We start from the raw sequence: 19,058 nt of genomic DNA, 5'->3' as shown, positions 1-19,058 counted from the left end.
GTGAATCCGATGAGCGAATCGTGGGTGGGCGCCTCACCTCGGGTCGCCGGCGGCACCCGCCTCCGACGGCGGACGATGACGAGCCTTGAACCGTGCCTTCTTCTCCCGATTGCCGCACGTGTTCATATCGCACCAGCGGCGGCTGCGGCTGCGGCTCGTGTCGAAGAAGGCGGCCCGACACGTGGGGGACGCGCAGAGTGCGAGCCTGCCGCCCCGCTCCCCGGAGAGGATGGAGATCGCATCGGCGGCGATGACGCTCAAGGCGTCGGCGACGGTGGGAGGGGGGCCGAGCTCCCACCGACGCTCACCACTCTCCAGGAGCACGGGAGCGGCCCGTCCGCTCCGGCTCCGGTCGTTGATCGTCGCGAGCGCCGAGGCGGGAAGCGGGTCCCCGAGTGCTGTGGCGGTGGCGGCGAGGTGGATGGCCTCCCGCAGCTCGCGGGCGAGGTCGAGTTCGTCGTCCGTGCACGTCTCGACGTCGAGACCGGAGATCGAGAGCCACGCGAGCAGGCGGTCGGGAGTGGGAATGCGCTCGATTCGATCGCCCCGGCGTTCCGAGAGTGTGCCGGTGAAGCTCGTCGCCAGAATGGCGCCGAGCCGGAAGTCCAGTCGTCCCTCACTCATGCGAACACCCTAACTGCGTGGGCGCCGCCTGCTCTGCGGCACCGTCTTCTGTCGACGGTTGTGCCGACGCCACCACCGTGATAGAACCGTCTTAGCTGGTTCACCGATGAATCCGGCGGCAGACCGCGATGTTCGGGAGGTCTCATGTCTCTCCACTGCACCACTGCTCCGAGTACAGCCGAAGTGCAGCCCTTCTCGGCACCGGCGTCCGATGCCGACCTAGACGAGCTGCGCGCGCGACTGGCGGCAGCCCGACTGCCCGAACGGGAGCCGACCGACCCGGCGGCTGTCGGTGCCGACCGATGGGCGCAAGGCGTCCCCCTCGCCGATCTCACGGAGCTGGTCGCGTACTGGCAGGACGGCTACGACTGGCGCAGCTTCGAATCGCGGCTCGACGAGATCGGCCAGTTCCGCACGAGCATCGACGGCCTCGGCATCCACTTCCTCCATCGTCGCTCTCCCCGTCCCGACGCCGTGCCGCTCGTCATCACGCACGGCTGGCCGGGCAGCGTCGCCGAGTTCGTCGACATCATCGACGCCCTCGCCGACCCCGGCGACCGCGGCGCTCCGGCCTTCCACGTCGTCGCGCCCTCCTTGCCGGGGTTCGGCTTCAGCGAACGCCCGACCACGACGGGGTGGGGGACGGAGGCGATCGCCTCGGCGTGGGTCGAGCTCATGTCCCGCCTCGGCTACGATCGCTTCCTCGCCCACGGCGGGGACTGGGGCGGAGTGGTCACAACGATCCTCGGCGGCCGGTTCCCCGAGCACGTCATCGGGATCCACTCGACGTTCGCCGAGGCGCCGCCCGGGCTCAGCATCGAAGGCCTCACCGACGCCGAGCGGAGCTGGGTCGAGGACCACCGCGACTTCTGGCTCACCCGTGCGGGGTATGCGAAGGCGCAGGCGACAAGCCCGCAGACGGTCGGCTACGGGCTCGTCGACTCACCGGTCGGCCTGCTCGCGTGGATCCTCGACAAGTTCGCCGAGTGGTCGGACACCGACGACAGTCCGTTCGAGACGATCCCGCGCGACCGGGTCCTCGACAATGTCACCCTCTACTGGCTGACGCGGACGGGTGCCTCGGCGGCGCGGATCTACGCCGAGAGCCACGATTCGCTCGATCCGCAGCTGCGCGTCGACGTGCCCGCGGCGATGACGATGTACCCGGTCGACGTCTCCTCGAAGTGCCCGCGCCCGTGGGCCGCACAGCGGTACCGCCAGATCGTGCGATGGCGCGAGCCGGTCAGCGGCGGACACTTTCCCTCGCTCGAGATGCCGGACTTCTTCGTCGATGACGTCCGGGCAGGACTCGCGGCGGTGCTGGCGGCCACGCGCTGACGCAGCAGTGCGGGCAGCCGAGCGCTGACGCAGCAGTCCGGGCATCGCGCAGCGGCGGCCGCGAGTCGGATCCTGCCTACGCGAAGAGCCGGAACAGCGGGGAGTTCTGGTGGACGCGCTCGATCTCGATCTGCGAGGACTCCATCCGCTCGAGGAGGCCGGGCAGATCCTCGGCGGCGCCGAGCTGGATGCCGACGAACGCCGGTCCCGTCTCCCGGTCGGAGCGCTTGACGTACTCGAAGAGCGCGATGTCGTCGTCGGGTCCGAGGATCTCATTGAGGAAACGGCGCAGCGCCCCCGGCTCCTGCGGGAAGTCGACGATGAAGTAGTGCTTGAGGCCTTCGTGGACGAGCGAGCGCTCGAGGATCTCCGGGTAGCGGGAGAAATCGTTGTTCCCGCCCGAGACGAGGCACACGACCGTCGCCCCGGGTTCGACGACGATCGGCCTGCCCGACCCAGCGGCCCCGACAGCGGCCGAGGCCAGCGCCCCGGAGGGCTCGGCGATGATGCCGTCGACCTGATACATCTGGAGCATCTCGGAGGCCACGGCCCCTTCGGCCACGGGTCGGACGTCGACGCCGAGGTCGGAGACGATCTCGTAGGTGATGTTGCCGGCGCGTCTCACGGCGGTGCCGTCGGCGAACCGGTCGATGTTGTCCAAGGTGACGGGGTGCCCGGCCTTGAGTGCGGCGATCATCGAGGCGGCACCGGCGGGTTCGGCGCCGATGATCTTCGTGTTCGGCATGTGCTCGGCCGCGTAGGCGGCGATCCCGGCGATGACGCCGCCTCCCCCGACGGGCACGATGATGGCGTCGGGGTGCGTCTCGAGCTGACCTGCGATGTCGACGGCCACGGTGCCCTGCCCGGCGATCGTGCGGCGGTCGTCGAACGCGGAGACGAGGAGGGCGTCATTGCGGTCGGCGAACCTGTGCGCGAGCGCCGAGGCGTCGTCATAGGTCGACCCGGAGATCTCGATCGTCGCCCATTCCCCGCCGAAGTGGCGGATGCGCTCGACCTTCTGCTTCGGCGTCGTCTTGGGGACGAAGATCGTCCCCCGGATCTCGAGCTGCCTGCACGCGAGCGCGAAGCCCTGTGCGTGGTTGCCCGCCGAGGCGCAGACGACGCCGCGGGCGCGTTCGTCCTCGTCGAGCTGGAGCATGAAGTTGAAGGCGCCGCGGATCTTGTACGACCGCACGGGCTGGAGGTCTTCGCGCTTGAGGTAGACCGTGGCCCCGGTCGCGGCGGAGAGCCGCTCCGAAATCTGGAGCGGAGACGTGATCACGGAGTCGGCGATTCGCGCAGCGGCCGCTTCGACCTCGTGTGCGAGTGTCTGCTGCTGGGGTGATTCGTCTGTTCTCAACACATCACCATTGTGCGCCCTCCGTCTTGCCATTCGGCAAACTGTCCCGCATCGCAGACCCGCGGGTCACTCTGCGACCCCTTCTCGCCGACGCGGTGCGCCCTTCCCCGCCGACGTGTTGCGACCGTCCCCGCCGAGGCGGCCGACCCCTCGCCGGCCGGTCGGCTGCAACCCACGCAGTCCCGCCGGGCACATGGGGACTTGGGCGGTTTCGGGTGCGCCCTCAGAGGTGAGACGGCAATATCATGATTTGATGGAAGATGCCCGTAATCCCTTCAAGGAGGCGACATGGCCATCAGCAGTGAGCTCGAGCAGCTCCTAGCCCGCTGGATTCCCCGGCAGTCGTGGTTCCCGAAGCTGGCTGCTGACTTCGGAGTCGACCCCGACATCACCCCGATGTCGGTGGCCCGCGCCTTCACCTTCACCGCCGAGGAGCTCGGCGGGTTCTCGGGACTCGTCACGGTCATCTCCGTCGGCGACGGGCCGACCCTGCGCCGCCTCAACATCCCCCTGTCCTTCCGCGGCGCCGAGGACCTCCACCTCCGCCACGCGCTCATCGGCACCGTCGATGACCTCGCGCTCGGCCGTGTCTTCGTCTACGACGGTGCCGCCGATCCCGTCTTCGTCAACCTCCTCGCCGACGCGATCACCAAGCGCAAGGTCTTCGACGGCGGCCAGCTGAGCACGGAGTCACTGCGCCACAGCCGTGACCGTTCCGAACTGCCGACCCGAGGTCGGACCCGGGAGACGGTCCCGGCTCCCGCCTCGGCGACGGTGGGGTCTGATCCTCAGGGATCCGGCGCCGAGGCGGTCCCACCGAAGCCGACGACCGCACCGTCGTCGTCGGAGGTCAAGGACGAGATCGACGTGCCGATCCGCCCGATCGAGGTCGCCGACTCCGGGGCGAACAAGTCGACGGTGATCATCCACGACGAGTACGAACCGGTGGAGCTGAGCTTCTTCCGAGTGCTCGAGAACGGGATGCCGTCGTCGCTGACGATCCCCGTCCTCCTCACCGAGGCGGGATCGCGCAGCGTTCCCGAGGTCATCGGGTGGAGCTCGGGCCGCTGGTACGACATGTTCGAGGTCACGGAGATGGAGGCGCCGATGGCGCTCCTCTCCCAGGCCGACGTCGAGGCCGAACCGGCCTGGCGGGAGGCCGTCGACATCGTCGTCGGCGTCGATTCCGGGTCGATCGGCGGATACAACGCGCATGCCGCGGAGATGGGGCGCCGGATCGGCGAACTCCATTCCGACATGGCTGCTGAGTTCGGCATCGTCGAGGGCGCCGGTGAGCCGACGAAGCAGTTCGTCGCTAAGTGGGTCGAGCGCGTCGACTGGGCGCTCGGTCGGGCCCCGCTCGCCCTCGACTCCCTCGTTCCCGAGCTCAAGCAGCACCGGAACCGGCTGCGTTCGCTCGATTCGATCGGGCGGCTGCAGAAGATCCACGGCGAGCTCACCCTCGACCACGTCGTCAGCTCGCCGAGCGAGGGCTACCAGGTCGTCAAGTTCACCGACTCGTCGAACTCCGATCCGAAGCCCATCGCCCTCGACCTCGTGGCCCTGCTGCGCAGCGTCGACTACGCCGCCGGATTCGCGCGGCTCCAGCGCACCGAGGCACTCAATGCGGAGGACGGCGGGCTCGTCGTCAACGGCTTCGGCAACGACCCGGCCGCGCTGCGGGCCATCTACGATTCGCCCGAGTACCTCTGGGCCTCCCAGGTGCAGAACTCCCTGCTCAGCGGGTATTCCAGGGCACGCGGTGAGAGCATCGGGCTGAACGATCCCGTGCTCCGGGCAGCGCTCATCGACCGGCTCCTCGTCGAGGTCGTCACCGAGCTGCGCAACCGCCCGAACTGGCTGTCCGTGCCGCTCGCGACGCTCACCCTCATCCTCAAGGGCAAGCCGGCGCGCTCGACCGATGACCCCACCGAGGCGGAGCTCAGTGTGCCCGCGACCGATGCCGGTGCGGGCGCTGGTTCGTCCTCAGAACCGAGTGCCGACGGTGACGCCGACGTGGCTTCCGACGAATCGCGCGAGGTCGATGCCACCGGCGGTTCCGCCGAGGAGCGAGAGGCCGCCGACGTCGACGAGCCGGCGCCGTCCGACAAAGCTGGTGGGTCTCTGTCAGCGTCGAGCACCGTCGAGTCGGATTCGTCGGGCTCGGGTGCCGCGACGACGGACTCGGAGGCTGCAAAGTCGGACGCGGGCACCGCGAAGTCCGGCTCTGACACTGTGAAGTCGGCGTCGACGGACGACGCTGAGCCGGCGGACGTGGACTCGGTCGGTTTGGGTTCAGCGCCGGAGAGCGATGATGGTGCTCGCAGCGATGCCGCAGACGACCCGGCTGGGCCGACCGATGGTGTCGACGATTCGAGGACAGGCGGTGCGGCATTCGTCGCCGGCGCCGCCGGGGTCGTCGGTGCGGCCGGAGTCGCCGGTGCGGCAGTTGCGTCCTCGGCCGACGACGAGCGCCCGCGCAACGAAGGTGCCGGTTCGTCCGCCGCCACCGTCGACGATGCCACCGATGGATCGCGAACGAGCGACGCGAAATCCTCCACTGGAACTGACTCTGCTAGTGAGACACCCGCGCAGAGGGAGAACCGCGCTGAGGACTCCGACGCAGCGGTTGCCGACGGCGACGCCGTTGCGCAGACCGGTGACGGTTCCGATACAACTGAGCGTGGCGAGCCCGGAGACGTCACCGCCGACGGGGACCCGCAGGTCGTCATGGTCGATGCGGTGTCGACCGAATCGGTCGAACCGCGTCAGGCCGAGATCGCCGAGATGGTGCCCGACGCCGGCGGCTTCGTCGAACCGAGTGTCGAAGCACCGAACGACGTCACCGAGACCGCACCGAAGGCCACCGGACCGACCGCCGCAGACTCGGCCACGGACTCGGGGGAGTCCGGACGGGACGGCACGACCACCTCGGCGAGGGGAACGACGGTCACTCGCACCCTCTTCGTCGGCGAGGCGACGAGCACCGGCGGTGCCGCCTCGGCGACCGGGGACGTGCGGATCACGGGCGGCGCGGTCGTCGAGGACACCTACGTCGACGCGGTGACGACAGAGACGGTCGAGCCGGTCAACGACGGGGTGCCCGAGGTCGATCTCGGCGTTCACGACCTCGCCGAAGTCGATGTCGAAGCCCGCGATGAGACGGCGGTCGGTGAGGACTCCGGGAACGGACTCTCCGATCACGACACTGCCGACGGCTACGATCCTGATGATGCAACCGAGGCGGCGGACCCTGCGCTCTCCCCGGAGAGGGACGCTGATCCTGCGGACAGCGGCACGGACCGCTCGGCGGAGTCGGTCGGCGACGAGGCGCCCCCGCTCCGTGCGGAGGATCCGGGGCCCGTCGCGACGCCGATGCCTGACGCGCCGCCGATGCCGACCGAGCCGCCCGAGGTCGCCGCTGCGCCCCTGCCGGACGCTCCCGCGGTCCCCGGCGACGACGCAGCGGACCCCGGTGACGAGGAGGCCGGTGACGAAGTGCCCGCGGACTCGGCACCTCCGGCACCGGAGGTCGCCGACGCGCGAGCCCCGAAGGTCGCCGATCGGGGTGCCCGGGCAGTCGCTGACGACGAGGAATTCGAGGACGAGGAGGAAGCGGACTTCGTCCCCTCCCGCGTCCCGGCGACCTTCGCGGCACGGGGAGCCACCTCGGCGGATGCGGATTCGACCGGGCGCAGTCCGCACGAGCAGCACAAGCACGACGGCGGGCCCGCACGCGAGGTTCCCGGTGAGAAGAGGGACAAGAAGGGCAGGAACAAGCACTGAGGTCAGCCCGCCCGAGCGATTGGCAGTTGCTCGCGGGACTGTGAGAAACTGTTCTGGCTCAGCTCGCGCTGGGCAGGCCGGGTTCGACGGGCGTCGAACCGAGGGAAGCGTGTCCGAGCGGCCGAAGGAGACGGTCTTGAAAACCGTTGTGCGGTAACCCCGTACCGTGGGTTCGAATCCCACCGCTTCCGCCGATGAAATGTGCTGCGACATCGACCGACGTCGCAGCACATTTCTCATTTCTGACCTGGCGCCCTGACCTGACGCACTGACCCGGCGCCCTGGCCCGGTGCCACTGCGGAGACGATGACCGGTGCCACTGCGGAGACGATGACCGGCGCCCTTCCGGAGACGACGAGCGGCAGCACACTCGACGTGCTGAGAAACCTCCCCGATCTCATACTTACGTGTGAGGCGCTCCGAGGTGATGCGCTGATACCGTGCTGGGGTCACGTCGTTCTGTCCCCGCAGAACGACTCGACAGCACCCCCCGCGCCGACCCGGCGCACAATCCCCACCCCGCGAGGCAGGGCAACGATGCCGTGCGCCTCCGCGACGCGTCCCACACCGTTCGTGCTAGGAAATTCCTGGTCACTCCACCGAGGCCGCGCCTTTTGCTGGTCGCTGCGCCGAGGCGCACGGGCCGAAATCGCACCGCCCGCCTCGGCGCAGCGACCAGAGAATCACGCGAGCCGCGACCTCAGTCCGCTGCCTTCTCCGCTGCCACAGCGGCCGACTCCGGATCCTCCGGCTCCGACATGTCGGCGTCGGCCTCCGGGTCGTCGAAGCTGCGCACCGTACGCGTGAACCCGCGGGTGAGCACGGCGAGGTAGATGACGCCGATCGCCAGCCAGACGAGACCGCCGATGAGCGCGGTCGCATGGAGGCTCACCCACAGCACTCCGGTGAGGATCGCACCGAGTCCGGGCATGACGACGTATTTGAACGCCGTCCGGACATCGACGACCTGCCGGGTGCGGAACGCATAGTGGGCGATGACCGTGAGGTTGACGAACGTGAACGCGATGAGCGCACCGAAGTTGATGAACGCCGAGATGAGCTCGAGGCTGAACGACATCGCGAAGAGGCACACGGCGCCGACGAGGACGATGTTGAACACCGGAGTGTGCGTGCGCGGATTGATGTAGCCGAAGGCCTTGCGCGGCAGGACGCCGTTGCGGCCCATGACGAGGAGCATGCGCGAGACCGAGGCATGCGAGGCCAGGCCCGAGGCGACGGTCGCGGCGAACGCGGCGGCAACGAAGAAGAGCTGGAAGAACGGGCCGCCCGTGAGTAGGCCGATCTCCGGCAGCGGATCGTCGACGATCGTGAACTGCGAGTTGTCCGGGTAGAGCAGCTGGGTGAAGTACGAGGCGATGAGGAAGATCATCCCGCCGGCGATGACGGTGATCATGATCGCCTTCGGCATGATGTTCACGTGCTTGGCCTCGTTCGTGTACATCGTCACCGCGTCGAAGCCGATGAAGGAGAAGCACACGACCGTGGCTCCGGTGAGCACCGCGCTGAACTCGACGCCGTCATGGACGAAGGGCTCCGGGCTGAACACTGTCCCCGCACCCTCACCGGCATTGAGCTGGGCGATCGCAAGCACGCAGTACGTGACCATGAGGACGAGGGAGAAGACGAGCAGGATCGCGTTGATGTTCGCCGTGCCCCGCATCGAGGACAGGACGATGCCGGTCATGATGACCGTGTACGCGACCACCCACACCCACGGCGGCGCATCGGGGACCATCGACTCCATGTAGAGCCGGATGATGAGGCAGTTGACCATCGGCAGGAGCAGGTAGTCCATGAGCGAGGTCCAGCCGACGAGGAAGCCGAGCCCCGGCGTCATCGTCTCCCGGGTGTACGTGTACGCCGATCCGGCGGTGGGGAAGATCCGCACCATCTTCCCGTAGCTGATGGCCGTGAAGACCATGACGACGAGAGCGACGAGGTAGGCCGCGGGCACCGCTCCGTTCGTCCCCTCCGAGACGATGCCGAAGGTGTCGAAGACGACCGTCGGCGTCATGTACCCGAGCCCGAGCCCGACGATGGACCACAGCCCCAGGTTCCGTTTGAGCGATCCCGAACCAGCCATATCAATCCTCCCCAATGAGTCTTGCGTCGAAGCGTCGTCCGACAGTGCGCAGGAGTGACCTGCGCCATAGGTGATGGTAGAGCACGACAACTGAAAGCGAAACTCCTGACGCGGAATGAGACGGCAACATCGATGTCTAGATCGAAAATCAACGAAATCCGTTGTCAGAGGGCTGGCATGCGCAGAGTTCAATTTTCATTGTCGAACGATCTTTCAGTTTTCGTGCCAGGGGAGTAGGTTGGATGGAGAACCTCGCCGAGGCTCGATGAGGAGAGAGGGACACCGCCGTATGCCGATCGAAACGCTCAGCCCCCAGCAGTCGCACGCGTGGAAGGACCGCGTCCTCCCCGCCGTCGAAGAGGTCGCCGAGGGGGTCTGGGCGATTCCGGTCCCCATTCCGAACAATCCGCTCGTCTTCACCTACTGCTACGCGATCGCCGACGGCTCCGGCGTCGCCCTCATCGACCCGGGCTGGGACGGACGGGACCAGTTCGGGGCCCTCACCTCGGCGCTGGCGGGGATCGGCTTCGCCGTCAGCGACATCCACGGCATCGCCGTCACCCACTACCACCGGGACCACATCGGACTCGTCCCCGCCCTCCTCAAGGCCAACCCTGAGATGTGGCTCGCCATCCATGGCGAGGACCTCCGTGCGGTCAAGCGCTTCGCCTCCCGGGCGGTCGACCTCGGCACCGGCACGGATCCCAACCTCAACATCGCCCGCGCCTACGGGGTGCCCGAAGAGCGGTGGCACGAGGTCGAGAGCCTCCAGGTGAGCAGGCCGGCCAAGGACGGCGACCGCCCGGCCGGCGACAGCGACCGCCCGGCCGGCGATGGCGAGAAGCCCCGACGGGACCCCTTCGCCCTGCAGATGGCGCACCTGCCCGACTCGATCCTCACTCTCGAGGACGGGGCGACCCTGCCGCTCGAGACCGGGCGGCTCACGGCGATGTGGACGCCCGGGCACACCTTCGGTCACACGGCCTTCGTCCGCGAGGACGCGCTCCTCCTCTCCGGCGACCACGTCCTGCCGACGATCACCCCGAACATCGGCCTCGACTCCGGGGCGATCACCCACAGCCTCGGCGACTACCTCGGTTCGCTCGAGAAGCTCGGCGACCTGCCCGGGGACATCGCCGTCCTCCCCGCCCACGGATTCCGGTTCCAGGGCCTGCAGGAGCGCAGCCGTGAACTCGTCGACCACCACCGGCGGCGCCTCGCCGAGATCGAAGCCCGGATGACCGAGACCGACGACCACTCCGTCTACTCGATCGCCCAGGGCCTGCACTGGGCACGCGGCTTCGACGAACTCCACCACTTCAACCTCTTCGCCGCCCTCGCCGAGACCGCAGCGCACATGCACTACCTCGACCTCGACGTCGGCGTGGACTCGCTCGTTCCGCAGGGGCGCCCATGAGCACCGAGGTCGTCCCGGCCGCGAACGTCCGCCCCGAACTCTTCGTCACCCGGGCCCGCGACCACGTCCAGCGCGGACTCCAGCGCGGCAGGGACCTGCGCACCGGCATCGGGTCAGCGATCGCCGGCTACCAGCGCTACTTCTCCTTCCTCGGCATCGCCGAGGCGGACGTCCGGGCCGCTGCCGGCGACAGTTTCGCCCGCCTCGGCGACTGGGCCCCCGACCAGGCGGCCGAGATCTCCGCCGTCGCCGAAGGGTCGGGGCGGACGACGAACGAGATCATGCAGGTCATCGCCCGCACCGAGATCATGACGCTCGCCAAGGCGGCGCCCACCGAATGCTCGACGCTGAGCCGGACCCGCCCGGGAGCGACGATCTCGGCTCAGACATGGGACTGGCTCGCCGACTTCTCGACCCTGTGGCACCTTGCTGATGTCGGCGCGGTGCCCGGCCAGCTGCGCCATATCGGCATGGCCGAGTACGGGATGCTCGGCAAGATCGGCCTCAACGAGGACGGCGTCGGCGTCCACCTCAACATCCTCAAGCACGCAGGCGACCGGCCCGGGGGAGTGCCCGTCCACGCCGTCCTCGCCCAGGTGCTGTCGACGGCGCATGATCTCGCCGAGGCGCTCGAGACGATCCGCTCGGCCCCGACCTCCTCGTCGTCGGTCATCACCGTCGTCACCGCCGAGGCGGCCGTCCAGGTCGAGATCGCAGGGGAGACCAAGCGCGAACTCCGACCCGGCGATCCCCTGCCGGCCGACGCCCCGGCCTCGGCGGGCGACATCGCGGACGAGGGCGTGCTCATGCACACGAACCACTTCCTCCACCCCGATCTCCAGACCGGAGCTCTCGAGCTGCGCGCGGATTCGAGCTCCCGGCCGCGGTATGACCACCTCGCCGCGAAGATCGAGGGCACCACCGCCCCGGAGACGACCGCCGACCTCGTCGCTCTGCTCACGACGGGACCGGGAGATCCTCCGGTCTCGTGCCTCCCGGAACCCGGCGCACTCTATGGCGACCGGTCAGCGACCCTGGCGACGGTGCAGATCGACCCGGGTGCGAAGACGATCGATCTCGCACCCGGGTCACCGGCCGATGGACTGCGCGGCAACCGCCGCTTTCAGCTCTAGCTCTCCGACGCCGTGTCCTTGTCGGCAGGCGCGTCCGTGCCGTCCGACGACGAGCTTGCCCCCGCGGCTTCCTCCTCGCGCATCTCGATGACCGTGTCGAGTCCCTTCGCGATCGCCTCGGAGTCCTCGAGGGCGGCCTGCGCGAGCTTCCACGGAACGAGGTCGAGGTTCTGGTCGCCGATGACGAGACGGATGTAGGGCTGCTTGCTGCGCGGATCGTCGGCTTCGAGGTCGGCGCCGTAGCGCCACTGGCCGAGCCCGATGCGCCGGATCGTCTCGCCGATGAAGCGCATCGCTCCGGCGACGAAGGCGACTTCGTCGTCGGCCATCATCTCGTCTCGGGTGTCGTAGCGGACGGCGAGCTGCTTGCCGAGGCGCACAAGGCTGTCGCGGTCGAGCGCCCACGACTCCGGGTCGGCCTGCTCCTTCGTCCACGCGGCGATGCCGGGCTCGATGGTCCCGATGAAGCGGGAGAGGAACTCGACCTCCTCCTCGGTGGAGTTCTGTCGCGTGAGCATTCCGATCGACAGGCCCGTGCTCGTGCGGCGCTCGGCGTCCCCGAGCTCCTGCTGGGCGCGGTCGAGGACGGCGGTGAAGATCCCGCCCGTGCGCTGGTCGACGGCGGTGAGGACGACGGCGACGAGGGGGATCGGCTCGCCCTCGAGCTGGCCCTGCGCGTTGTCGGGACGGATGAACGGCATCCCGTTGCCCGTCGTCTCATCGTGGTCCCAGGCCCCGCCCACGGAGCGCAGGTACGTCTCGCCGAGGTAGCGGATGAGTCCCTCGACGAACCGGTGGTTCTCGGGGGCGACCACCTCGTCGGGGGTGGCGAACCGGGAGAGCACGAAGTGCTCGATGAGCGGCAGGGACTCGGGGCTGAGATCCTTGCGGAACGGGGCCTGGGTGCCGTCCTCCTGCTCGACGGACTCGGGGAGGTCCGCGAGGACGAACGCGCCGAGGCGGACGTCCATGTTGTTGATGAAGGCCGTGTATTCACGCTGAAGTTCAGTCACGCCCTCCACCTTAGCCGCTGGGTCTCAGGCGCGGGGGCACTCCCGGCCGTCGAAGTCGAGGAAGCGGAGGAGCACCTCGACGATGAGGCTCGGGTCGATGTCGACGGTCTCGTGGAGGTCGAGACCGGCCGCCGACTCGAGGGAGAGGTGGGTGAAGAGCGAGATGAGGATGGTGAGCAGGCTGTCGAGCGGCACCGTCGGCACCGCGTGGACGTTGTCGATCGCGGTCTGGACGAGACGGGCCAGCCGTTCGAATCGCCGGGCGTCGAGTTCCTGGTAGCGCACGTAGAGCTCGGGCACCCGCAGGCAGTAGAGGGTGATCTCCTGCTCGGCGATCGCATCGGCGGCGGTGAGGAGGTTCTCGGTGAAGATCTCCTCGATGAACTGGGTGAGCAGGGGCCTGATCTCTCCGGCGTCGGTGTCGTCGAGCTGCTCCTTCCACCGCTGGATCGTCGCATCGAGGCGGTCGAGGGTCTCGGCGGTGCGGATCTCGATCGTTGCGAGGACGAGGTCGTCGCGACTGGAGAAATTCGAGTAGAACGCACCGCGGGTGAGCCCGCCGGCCTCGCAGATCTCCTCGATCGATGCGCCCTCGATGCCCTTGACCGCGAACACGGAGACCCCCGCTTCGACGAGGGTGGAACGGGTGCGGCGCCTGCGGTCGCTGAGGTTCTCTGTGTTCATCGCCTGTCTGTCTTCGTCTCTCTGGGTGGGGATGCCTCCCGTCGGGGAGGCCGCATGAAACTGAGCATCCCATGGGAAATCACACGATTCTCTCACAGTGATTTGCGCTGAGCGGGAGGTGTCAACAAGAATACATGACTGTATCCAATACACTTTTGTATCGAGGTTTCCGTGTCGACATTCCTCTACGCTCTCGGCCGCAGAGCGTTCCGTCAGCCGCTGCGCTTCGTCGCACTCTGGCTCGTCATCCTCGGACTCGTCGCCGCGGGAGTCGCCGCCTTCGCCAAGGACTTCGACGACGACTTCACCCTGCCCGGCTCCGAAGCCCAGACCGCGCTCGACGCGATGCGCGCGACCTTCCCCGAAGCCGCCGGCACCTCGGCGTCGGTCATCGTCGTCGCCGCCGACGGGGACTCGGTCGAGGACCAGCCTTACCGCGACGCGATCGAGAAGGCCGTCGACGACCTCGGCGAGCTGCCCCACGTCGACGCTGTGACCTCACCGTTCGACGACATGGTCACGGGCGCGATCAGCGGGGACAAGTCGGCGGCGATGATCTCCGTCCAATACGACGGGACCCTCCAGGAGGTCGGCGGGGAGACCGCCTCGAACGCCCTGACGGCCGCCCTCGACCCCATCCGCGCGGACCTGCCCGGCGCCCAGGTCGAGGCCGGCGGTGAGCTCTTCCAGATCACCGGGGTGCACGTGTCCTGGGTCGAAGGCGTCGGCGTCGTCATCGCCTTCATCGTCCTCCTCCTCACCCTCGGCTCGTTCCGGGCCGCGGGCATGCCGCTCATCACCGCGCTCATCGGCGTCGGCATCTCCGTCCTCCTCGTCGTCGGCTCGACGGCGTTCGGACCGGTGAACTCCTCGTCGATCATGCTCGCCCTCATGCTCGGCCTCGCCGTCGGCATCGACTACGCGCTCTTCATCGTCTCCCGCGCCCGCTCGCTCCTCGCCGAAGGCCTCGAACCCCAGGAGGCTGCGGGACGGGCGACCGCGACCGCCGGATCCGCCGTCGTCTTCGCCGGGCTCACCGTGATGATCGCCCTCCTCGGCCTCTCCCTGGCCGGCATCCCGTTCCTCACCGTCATGGGCATCGGCGCCTCGGGCGCCGTGGCGATTGCCGTGATGATCTCCCTGACGATGGTCCCCGCACTGCTCGGCATCGCGAAGGGGAAGATCACCCCGAAGCCCTCCCGCCGGTACCGGAAGGCCATGGCCCGCGCCGAGGCGGCCGCCGCCTCCGGGGGACCCGATCCCCGCACCGATCCCGCCGTCCTCGCCGAGGCGGGCGAGCCCTATCCGGCCACCCGCACCGACCGGTTCTTCGCCGGCTGGCTGTCCCTGGTGACGAAGGCGCCGATCGTGACGATCGTCCTCATCGTCGGAGGCCTCAGCCTCTTCGCGATCCCCGCCTCCCAGCTCCAGCTCTCCCTGCCCACCGCCGGCAGCCAGGAGGAGGGCAGCCCGGCGCGGACGACGTACGACCTCATCGAGGAGCACTTCGGCCCCGGCTTCAACGGACCGCTGGTGATGACGAGCCAGATCGTCACCTCCGACGACCCGCTCGGCGACGTCGAGGACATCGAGGAGCGCATCGCCGCGGTCCCCGGCGTCGACGAGGTCGTGCTCGCCACACCGAACCGGGATGCGACCTCCGCGCTCTTCCAGATCATCCCGACGACCGCCTCGGACGACCCGGCGACCCTCGACACCGTCAACCGACTCCGGGACCTGAGCACCCAGATCGAGGACGACTACGGCTTCGAGACCGCCGTCACCGGGGCCACGGCCATCCAGATCGACGTCTCCGATCAGCTCGGCAAGGCGCTCGTGCCCTTCGGCATCTTCGTCGTCGGCCTCTCGATCATCCTCCTCACGATCGTCTTCCGCTCGATCGCCGTACCGCTCAAGGCCACAGGCGGGTTCTTCCTCTCGGTCTTCGCCTCCTTCGGTTCGGTCGTCCTCGTCTTCCACGAGGGGTTCCTCGCCGGCCCCCTCGGGATCGACCAGACCGGGCCGGTCATCAGCTTCCTGCCGATCATCCTCATGGGCATCCTCTTCGGCCTCGCGATGGACTACGAGGTCTTCCTCGTCTCCGGGATGCGCGAGGCCTACGTCCACGGGGCGAGTGCGACCGCGGCGATCCGGGCGGGCTTCATGTCCTCGGCCCGCGTCGTCTCCGCCGCCGCCGTCATCATGTTCTCCGTCTTCGCCGCCTTCGTCCCCGCCGGTGAGCCGATCATCAAATCGATCGCGCTGGCGCTCGCCGCAGGCATCTTCGTCGACGCTTTCCTCGTGCGGATGTCGCTCGTGCCCGCGATCATGCAGCTCCTCGGCGACAAGGCGTGGTGGCTGCCGACGTGGCTCGACCGGATCCTTCCCCGCCTCGACGTCGAAGGGGAGGGGCTCGCCCACGAGGTGGCGCTGCGCGACTGGCCCGAACCGAACTCGCCCTACCGGATCTACGGGCGCGGTCTCGGGGTGAGCGCCGGCGGCAGGGGCTTCTCCCACGTCGACCTCGCACTCCTGCCCGGGCAGACGCTCGTCGTCAGCGGCACCGACCGGACCGCGCTGCTCCTCGCGCTCACCGGGCGTGTGCCCCTGAGCGCAGGCGAACTGAAGATCGGATCCCTTGTCCTCCCCGAACACGCGGGCAAGGTCAGGCGCACGGTGCCGTTCTTCGACCTCGGCAGGGTGGGAACACCGGCACCGGGAGCCGGGGAGATCGCCCGACTGCGGGCGAATCCACCGGATCTCCTCGTCATCGACGGCGCTGAGGCGCTCGCCCACAGTCAGGGACGGTACCTCGCCGACGCCCTGCCCGAGCTCACCGCCGACGGCACGGCTCTCGTCCTCGCCCTCCCCGACGGGGACGTGCGGGGCATCCTCGCGCCGAACGCGGACTACCTCCACCTCGATCTCGACGACGCGGCCGTCGGTGCGACGGCCGACGGCGAAGCGACCGCGGTCGACGATCCGGACGACCGCCTCGGCGGGAGCCCCACGGCAGGCGAGGACCGCCTCGGCGAGAGAGGCGATGGACCCGGCGTGCGCGCCGATGACTTCAACAGGGAAGGCGTACAGTCATGAGACTTGAGCGAGCGAACTCGAAGAGGCCCGTGACGTGGGTGTCCTTCGCAGGCCTCGTGCTCATCCCCATCATCGTGGCCGCCGGATTCATCCTTGCCACGTGGAAGAGCAGCGACCGCCTCGAGACGATCGACGCGGCCATCGTCAACAACGACGACGGCGCGGAGGTCGACGGGAAGACCGTGCCCATCGGCCGTGAGCTGACCAGCGGACTCGTCGGCGAGACGGAGAACAACATCCACTGGGTCATCACCGACGAGGAGGACGCGGAGAAGGGACTCGCCGACGGCACGTACGCGGCCCGGCTGACGATCCCCGAAGGGTTCTCCCGGGCGGTCACCTCGGTCTCGGATGCGAAGTCCGCGACGCAGACCCAGCTCGACGTCGACGTCTCCGGGGTCGTCCCGGCCAGCGACCAGCTCATCTCCCGTTCGGTCGCCGAGGTGGCCCGGACGACGTTCAACACGTCGATGACCGAGAACTACCTCGACAACATCTACCTCGGCTTCAACGACATCGGCACGCAGATGCGCAAACTCGGAGATGCCGCGGGCGAACTCGACGACGGAGCCCAGCAGCTCTCATCGGGCACCCGGCAGTCCGCCGACGGAGCCGGTGAACTCGCCGACGGAATGGGCCAGCTCGACGAGTCGGGCGGTGAGCTGAACAAGGGTGCCGGGGACCTCGCGAAGGGCGCGGGCGATCTCGCCGAAGGCACCTCGGGGCTCGCGACCGGCCTCGACACCATGAAGACACAGACGAAGGACCTGCCGGAGAACACGCAGAAGCTCGCCGACGGTGCCGACGAGCTCTCGACCGGAGCCGACGACCTCTCGAAGGGGGCGGGGGACCTCTCCGACGGCGTCGACGAGTACACGACCTCGATCGACGAGATCATCAGGGGACTCTCCGGGTCGGGGGCCGGCGGCTCGGGCTCCGGTGAGGGCGGCCTCGACGACCTCATCGACGGGGCGAAGGACCTCGACAAGGGCGCCCAGGGTGTCGCGGAAGGAGCCGGCGGGCTCTCCGACGGCCTGGGGTCGTACCGAGACGAACTGCAGAAGCGCGCCGACGGTGCCGACCAGCTGGCGCAGTCGAACCCGGGCCTCGACGGTCTTGTCAGCGCGGGAATGATCTCGAGCGGCGAGTCCGACCAGATCCGGGCACAGCTGTGCCCGGCGGGCACCCCCGACGAGGTCTGCGCCGGGATGGAGAAGGCCTACGCACAGGGGCTGCTCAACGGCACCTCGGGTGGGCTGGGCTCAGCCGTCGACGGTCTCGGCTCGACCGACGACGAGCAGTCCCTCCTCGGCGGGGCGGCGTCCCTCAAGGACGGCAGCGCCGAACTCAGCTCGGGAATGAGCGAGTTCGCGAAGGGGCTCGAGAAGGGCCTCGGCGACCTCGCGAAGGGGATGAAGGACATCTCCGACAACGCGCCGAAGCTCCTCGAGGCCTCGAAGGGGCTGCGCGAGGGGGCGTCCGGGGTCGCCGACGGCAATGCCAAGCTCGCCGACGGAGCCTCCGACCTCAGTGACGGCACCCAGCGGCTCGCCGACGGGATGCCCAAGCTCACCGACGGCATCGCCGAGGCCGCTGACGGTGCCGGGAAGCTCGATGACGGTGCCGGGAAGCTCGCCGAGGGCGCCGACCAGTTCGCCGGCGGTGTCGGGAAGTACACGACGGGTGTGTCCCAGGCGGCGACGGGATCGCAGGATCTTGCGGGCGGACTCGACCAGCTCGCCGACGGATCGGAGAAGTACTCCGACGGCGTCGGGGAGTTCTCCGACGGCGTCCAGGACGGTGCCGACGAGGTGCCCTCGTACACGGCCCCGGAACGGGACACGCTCTCAACGGTCGCCGCGGCGAACATCGAGGCACCGGACACGGATTCGGTGACGAACCTGCTCACCGGATCGACGATCGCCCTGCTCATCATGCTCGCCCTCTGGGTCGGCGGACTCGTCACCTACACCGTGCTCAAGCCCATCCCGTCCTCGACGCTGCTGTCGACGCAGTCCTCGGTCCTCGTGTGGCTGCGCGGGCTGGTGCCGGGTGTCGCCGTCGGTCTCGTCCAGGCGCTCGTGCTCGCGATCCTCGCGGTCACCGTCATGGACATCGACGCCATCCAGGGCTTCGACATCGCGGTCCTCACGTTCGTCACCGCGATCGTGTTCATGATCCTCAACTTCGCGCTCGTCGCGTGGCTCGGGGGAGTGGGCAGGTTCCTCTCGGTGATCGCAGTCGTCCTCGCCGTCGCCGGTCGCACGATCGGTGCGGTGCCCGAGTTCTTCACGTTCATCGCCCCGTTGCTGCCGCTGACCCCCGCGATGAACGGGTTCGCAGCGATCGCGGCGGGCACCCCGGGGCTGGCCGCGGCGTATGGTGGGCTGCTTGCGTGGGCGGTCATCGGGCTCGTGGCCTCGCTGCTCGCGATCGTGCGGGCGCGCACGACGAAGCCGGAGGCCGCCCTCGCCATGGCGTAGGCCGGAGCCTGCCACCCGCC

At 68.8% G+C, this 19,058-nt stretch carries 11 protein-coding genes and 1 tRNA gene; 7 read left to right on the top strand and 5 right to left on the bottom strand.

Annotated features, from left to right (window positions below; translation table 11 throughout):
* Window positions 1-33: 33 nt before the first annotated feature.
* Window positions 34-624, bottom strand: a complete 591-nt coding sequence (locus EZE58_RS11425) for a CGNR zinc finger domain-containing protein (protein ID WP_167560588.1) — start codon at window positions 622-624, stop codon at window positions 34-36.
* Window positions 625-768: 144 nt separating this feature from the next.
* Between EZE58_RS11425 and EZE58_RS11420 the strand changes: the two genes are divergently transcribed.
* Window positions 769-1,962 carry an epoxide hydrolase family protein gene (locus tag EZE58_RS11420; RefSeq protein ID WP_167560586.1) on the top strand — a complete coding sequence of 398 codons (1,194 nt, stop codon included), beginning with the start codon at window positions 769-771 and terminating at the stop codon, window positions 1,960-1,962.
* A 76-nt stretch (window positions 1,963-2,038) separates the two neighbouring features.
* On the opposite strand, the gene ilvA is transcribed toward EZE58_RS11420, so the two are convergent.
* Window positions 2,039-3,325, bottom strand: coding sequence for a threonine ammonia-lyase IlvA (ilvA, locus tag EZE58_RS11415; protein ID WP_223289898.1), 1,287 nt, complete (start codon window positions 3,323-3,325; stop codon window positions 2,039-2,041).
* Between the two features lie 285 nt (window positions 3,326-3,610).
* Between ilvA and EZE58_RS11410 the strand changes: the two genes are divergently transcribed.
* Together EZE58_RS11410 and EZE58_RS11405 are read left to right on the top strand one after the other, a co-directional pair.
* Window positions 3,611-7,108, top strand: a complete 3,498-nt coding sequence (locus tag EZE58_RS11410; RefSeq protein ID WP_167560584.1) for a hypothetical protein — start codon at window positions 3,611-3,613, stop codon at window positions 7,106-7,108.
* A 103-nt stretch (window positions 7,109-7,211) separates the two neighbouring features.
* Window positions 7,212-7,299 (top strand) — tRNA-Ser (locus EZE58_RS11405).
* Window positions 7,300-7,808: 509 nt separating this feature from the next.
* Here EZE58_RS11405 and EZE58_RS11400 read toward each other — a convergent pair.
* Window positions 7,809-9,212 carry an APC family permease gene (locus EZE58_RS11400; protein WP_167560582.1) on the bottom strand — a complete coding sequence of 468 codons (1,404 nt, stop codon included), beginning with the start codon at window positions 9,210-9,212 and terminating at the stop codon, window positions 7,809-7,811.
* Between the two features lie 289 nt (window positions 9,213-9,501).
* Here EZE58_RS11400 and EZE58_RS11395 point away from each other — a divergent pair, with 289 nt between their 5' ends.
* Both EZE58_RS11395 and EZE58_RS11390 read left to right on the top strand, forming a co-directional pair.
* The gene (locus EZE58_RS11395) at window positions 9,502-10,629 is read left to right on the top strand and encodes an MBL fold metallo-hydrolase (RefSeq protein ID WP_009381094.1); all 1,128 of its coding nucleotides are present in this window, start codon (window positions 9,502-9,504) and stop codon (window positions 10,627-10,629) included.
* Window positions 10,626-11,762 (top strand): C45 family peptidase, encoded by a 1,137-nt coding sequence (locus EZE58_RS11390; RefSeq protein WP_009381092.1) that lies wholly within the window; start codon window positions 10,626-10,628, stop codon window positions 11,760-11,762. The genes EZE58_RS11395 and EZE58_RS11390 overlap by 4 nt, the downstream gene beginning before the upstream one ends.
* Here EZE58_RS11390 and EZE58_RS11385 read toward each other — a convergent pair.
* Together EZE58_RS11385 and EZE58_RS11380 are read right to left on the bottom strand one after the other, a co-directional pair.
* Window positions 11,759-12,775 (bottom strand): hypothetical protein, encoded by a 1,017-nt coding sequence (locus EZE58_RS11385; protein ID WP_009381091.1) that lies wholly within the window; start codon window positions 12,773-12,775, stop codon window positions 11,759-11,761. The genes EZE58_RS11390 and EZE58_RS11385 overlap by 4 nt on opposite strands.
* A 24-nt stretch (window positions 12,776-12,799) precedes the next feature.
* Window positions 12,800-13,459, bottom strand: coding sequence for a TetR/AcrR family transcriptional regulator (locus EZE58_RS11380; protein ID WP_167560580.1), 660 nt, complete (start codon window positions 13,457-13,459; stop codon window positions 12,800-12,802).
* 171 nt (window positions 13,460-13,630) lie between these two features.
* On the opposite strand from EZE58_RS11380, the gene EZE58_RS11375 reads away from it, so the two are divergent.
* Window positions 13,631-16,555 carry an MMPL family transporter gene (locus tag EZE58_RS11375; protein ID WP_167560578.1) on the top strand — a complete coding sequence of 975 codons (2,925 nt, stop codon included), beginning with the start codon at window positions 13,631-13,633 and terminating at the stop codon, window positions 16,553-16,555.
* The gene (locus tag EZE58_RS11370; protein ID WP_144588923.1) at window positions 16,552-19,038 is read left to right on the top strand and encodes a YhgE/Pip domain-containing protein; all 2,487 of its coding nucleotides are present in this window, start codon (window positions 16,552-16,554) and stop codon (window positions 19,036-19,038) included. The genes EZE58_RS11375 and EZE58_RS11370 overlap by 4 nt, the downstream gene beginning before the upstream one ends.
* The last annotated feature ends 20 nt before the right edge of the window (window positions 19,039-19,058 follow it).

It is taken from the genome of Brevibacterium sp. LS14, assembly GCF_012027885.1.
Lineage (GTDB): Bacteria > Actinomycetota > Actinomycetes > Actinomycetales > Brevibacteriaceae > Brevibacterium > Brevibacterium casei.
The sequence above is the reverse complement of the archived record's forward strand: the minus strand, read 5'-3'. Positions and strand labels throughout refer to the sequence as shown.

Coding starts and splice junctions, on each gene's coding strand:
- EZE58_RS11400 (WP_167560582.1), bottom strand. CDS start 9,212: ATGGCTGGTTCGGGATCGCTCAAACGGAACCTGGGGCTGTGGTCCATC.
- EZE58_RS11410 (WP_167560584.1), top strand. CDS start 3,611: ATGGCCATCAGCAGTGAGCTCGAGCAGCTCCTAGCCCGCTGGATTCCC.
- EZE58_RS11425 (WP_167560588.1), bottom strand. CDS start 624: ATGAGTGAGGGACGACTGGACTTCCGGCTCGGCGCCATTCTGGCGACG.
- EZE58_RS11390 (WP_009381092.1), top strand. CDS start 10,626: ATGAGCACCGAGGTCGTCCCGGCCGCGAACGTCCGCCCCGAACTCTTC.
- EZE58_RS11420 (WP_167560586.1), top strand. CDS start 769: ATGTCTCTCCACTGCACCACTGCTCCGAGTACAGCCGAAGTGCAGCCC.
- EZE58_RS11395 (WP_009381094.1), top strand. CDS start 9,502: ATGCCGATCGAAACGCTCAGCCCCCAGCAGTCGCACGCGTGGAAGGAC.
- EZE58_RS11370 (WP_144588923.1), top strand. CDS start 16,552: ATGAGACTTGAGCGAGCGAACTCGAAGAGGCCCGTGACGTGGGTGTCC.
- EZE58_RS11380 (WP_167560580.1), bottom strand. CDS start 13,459: ATGAACACAGAGAACCTCAGCGACCGCAGGCGCCGCACCCGTTCCACC.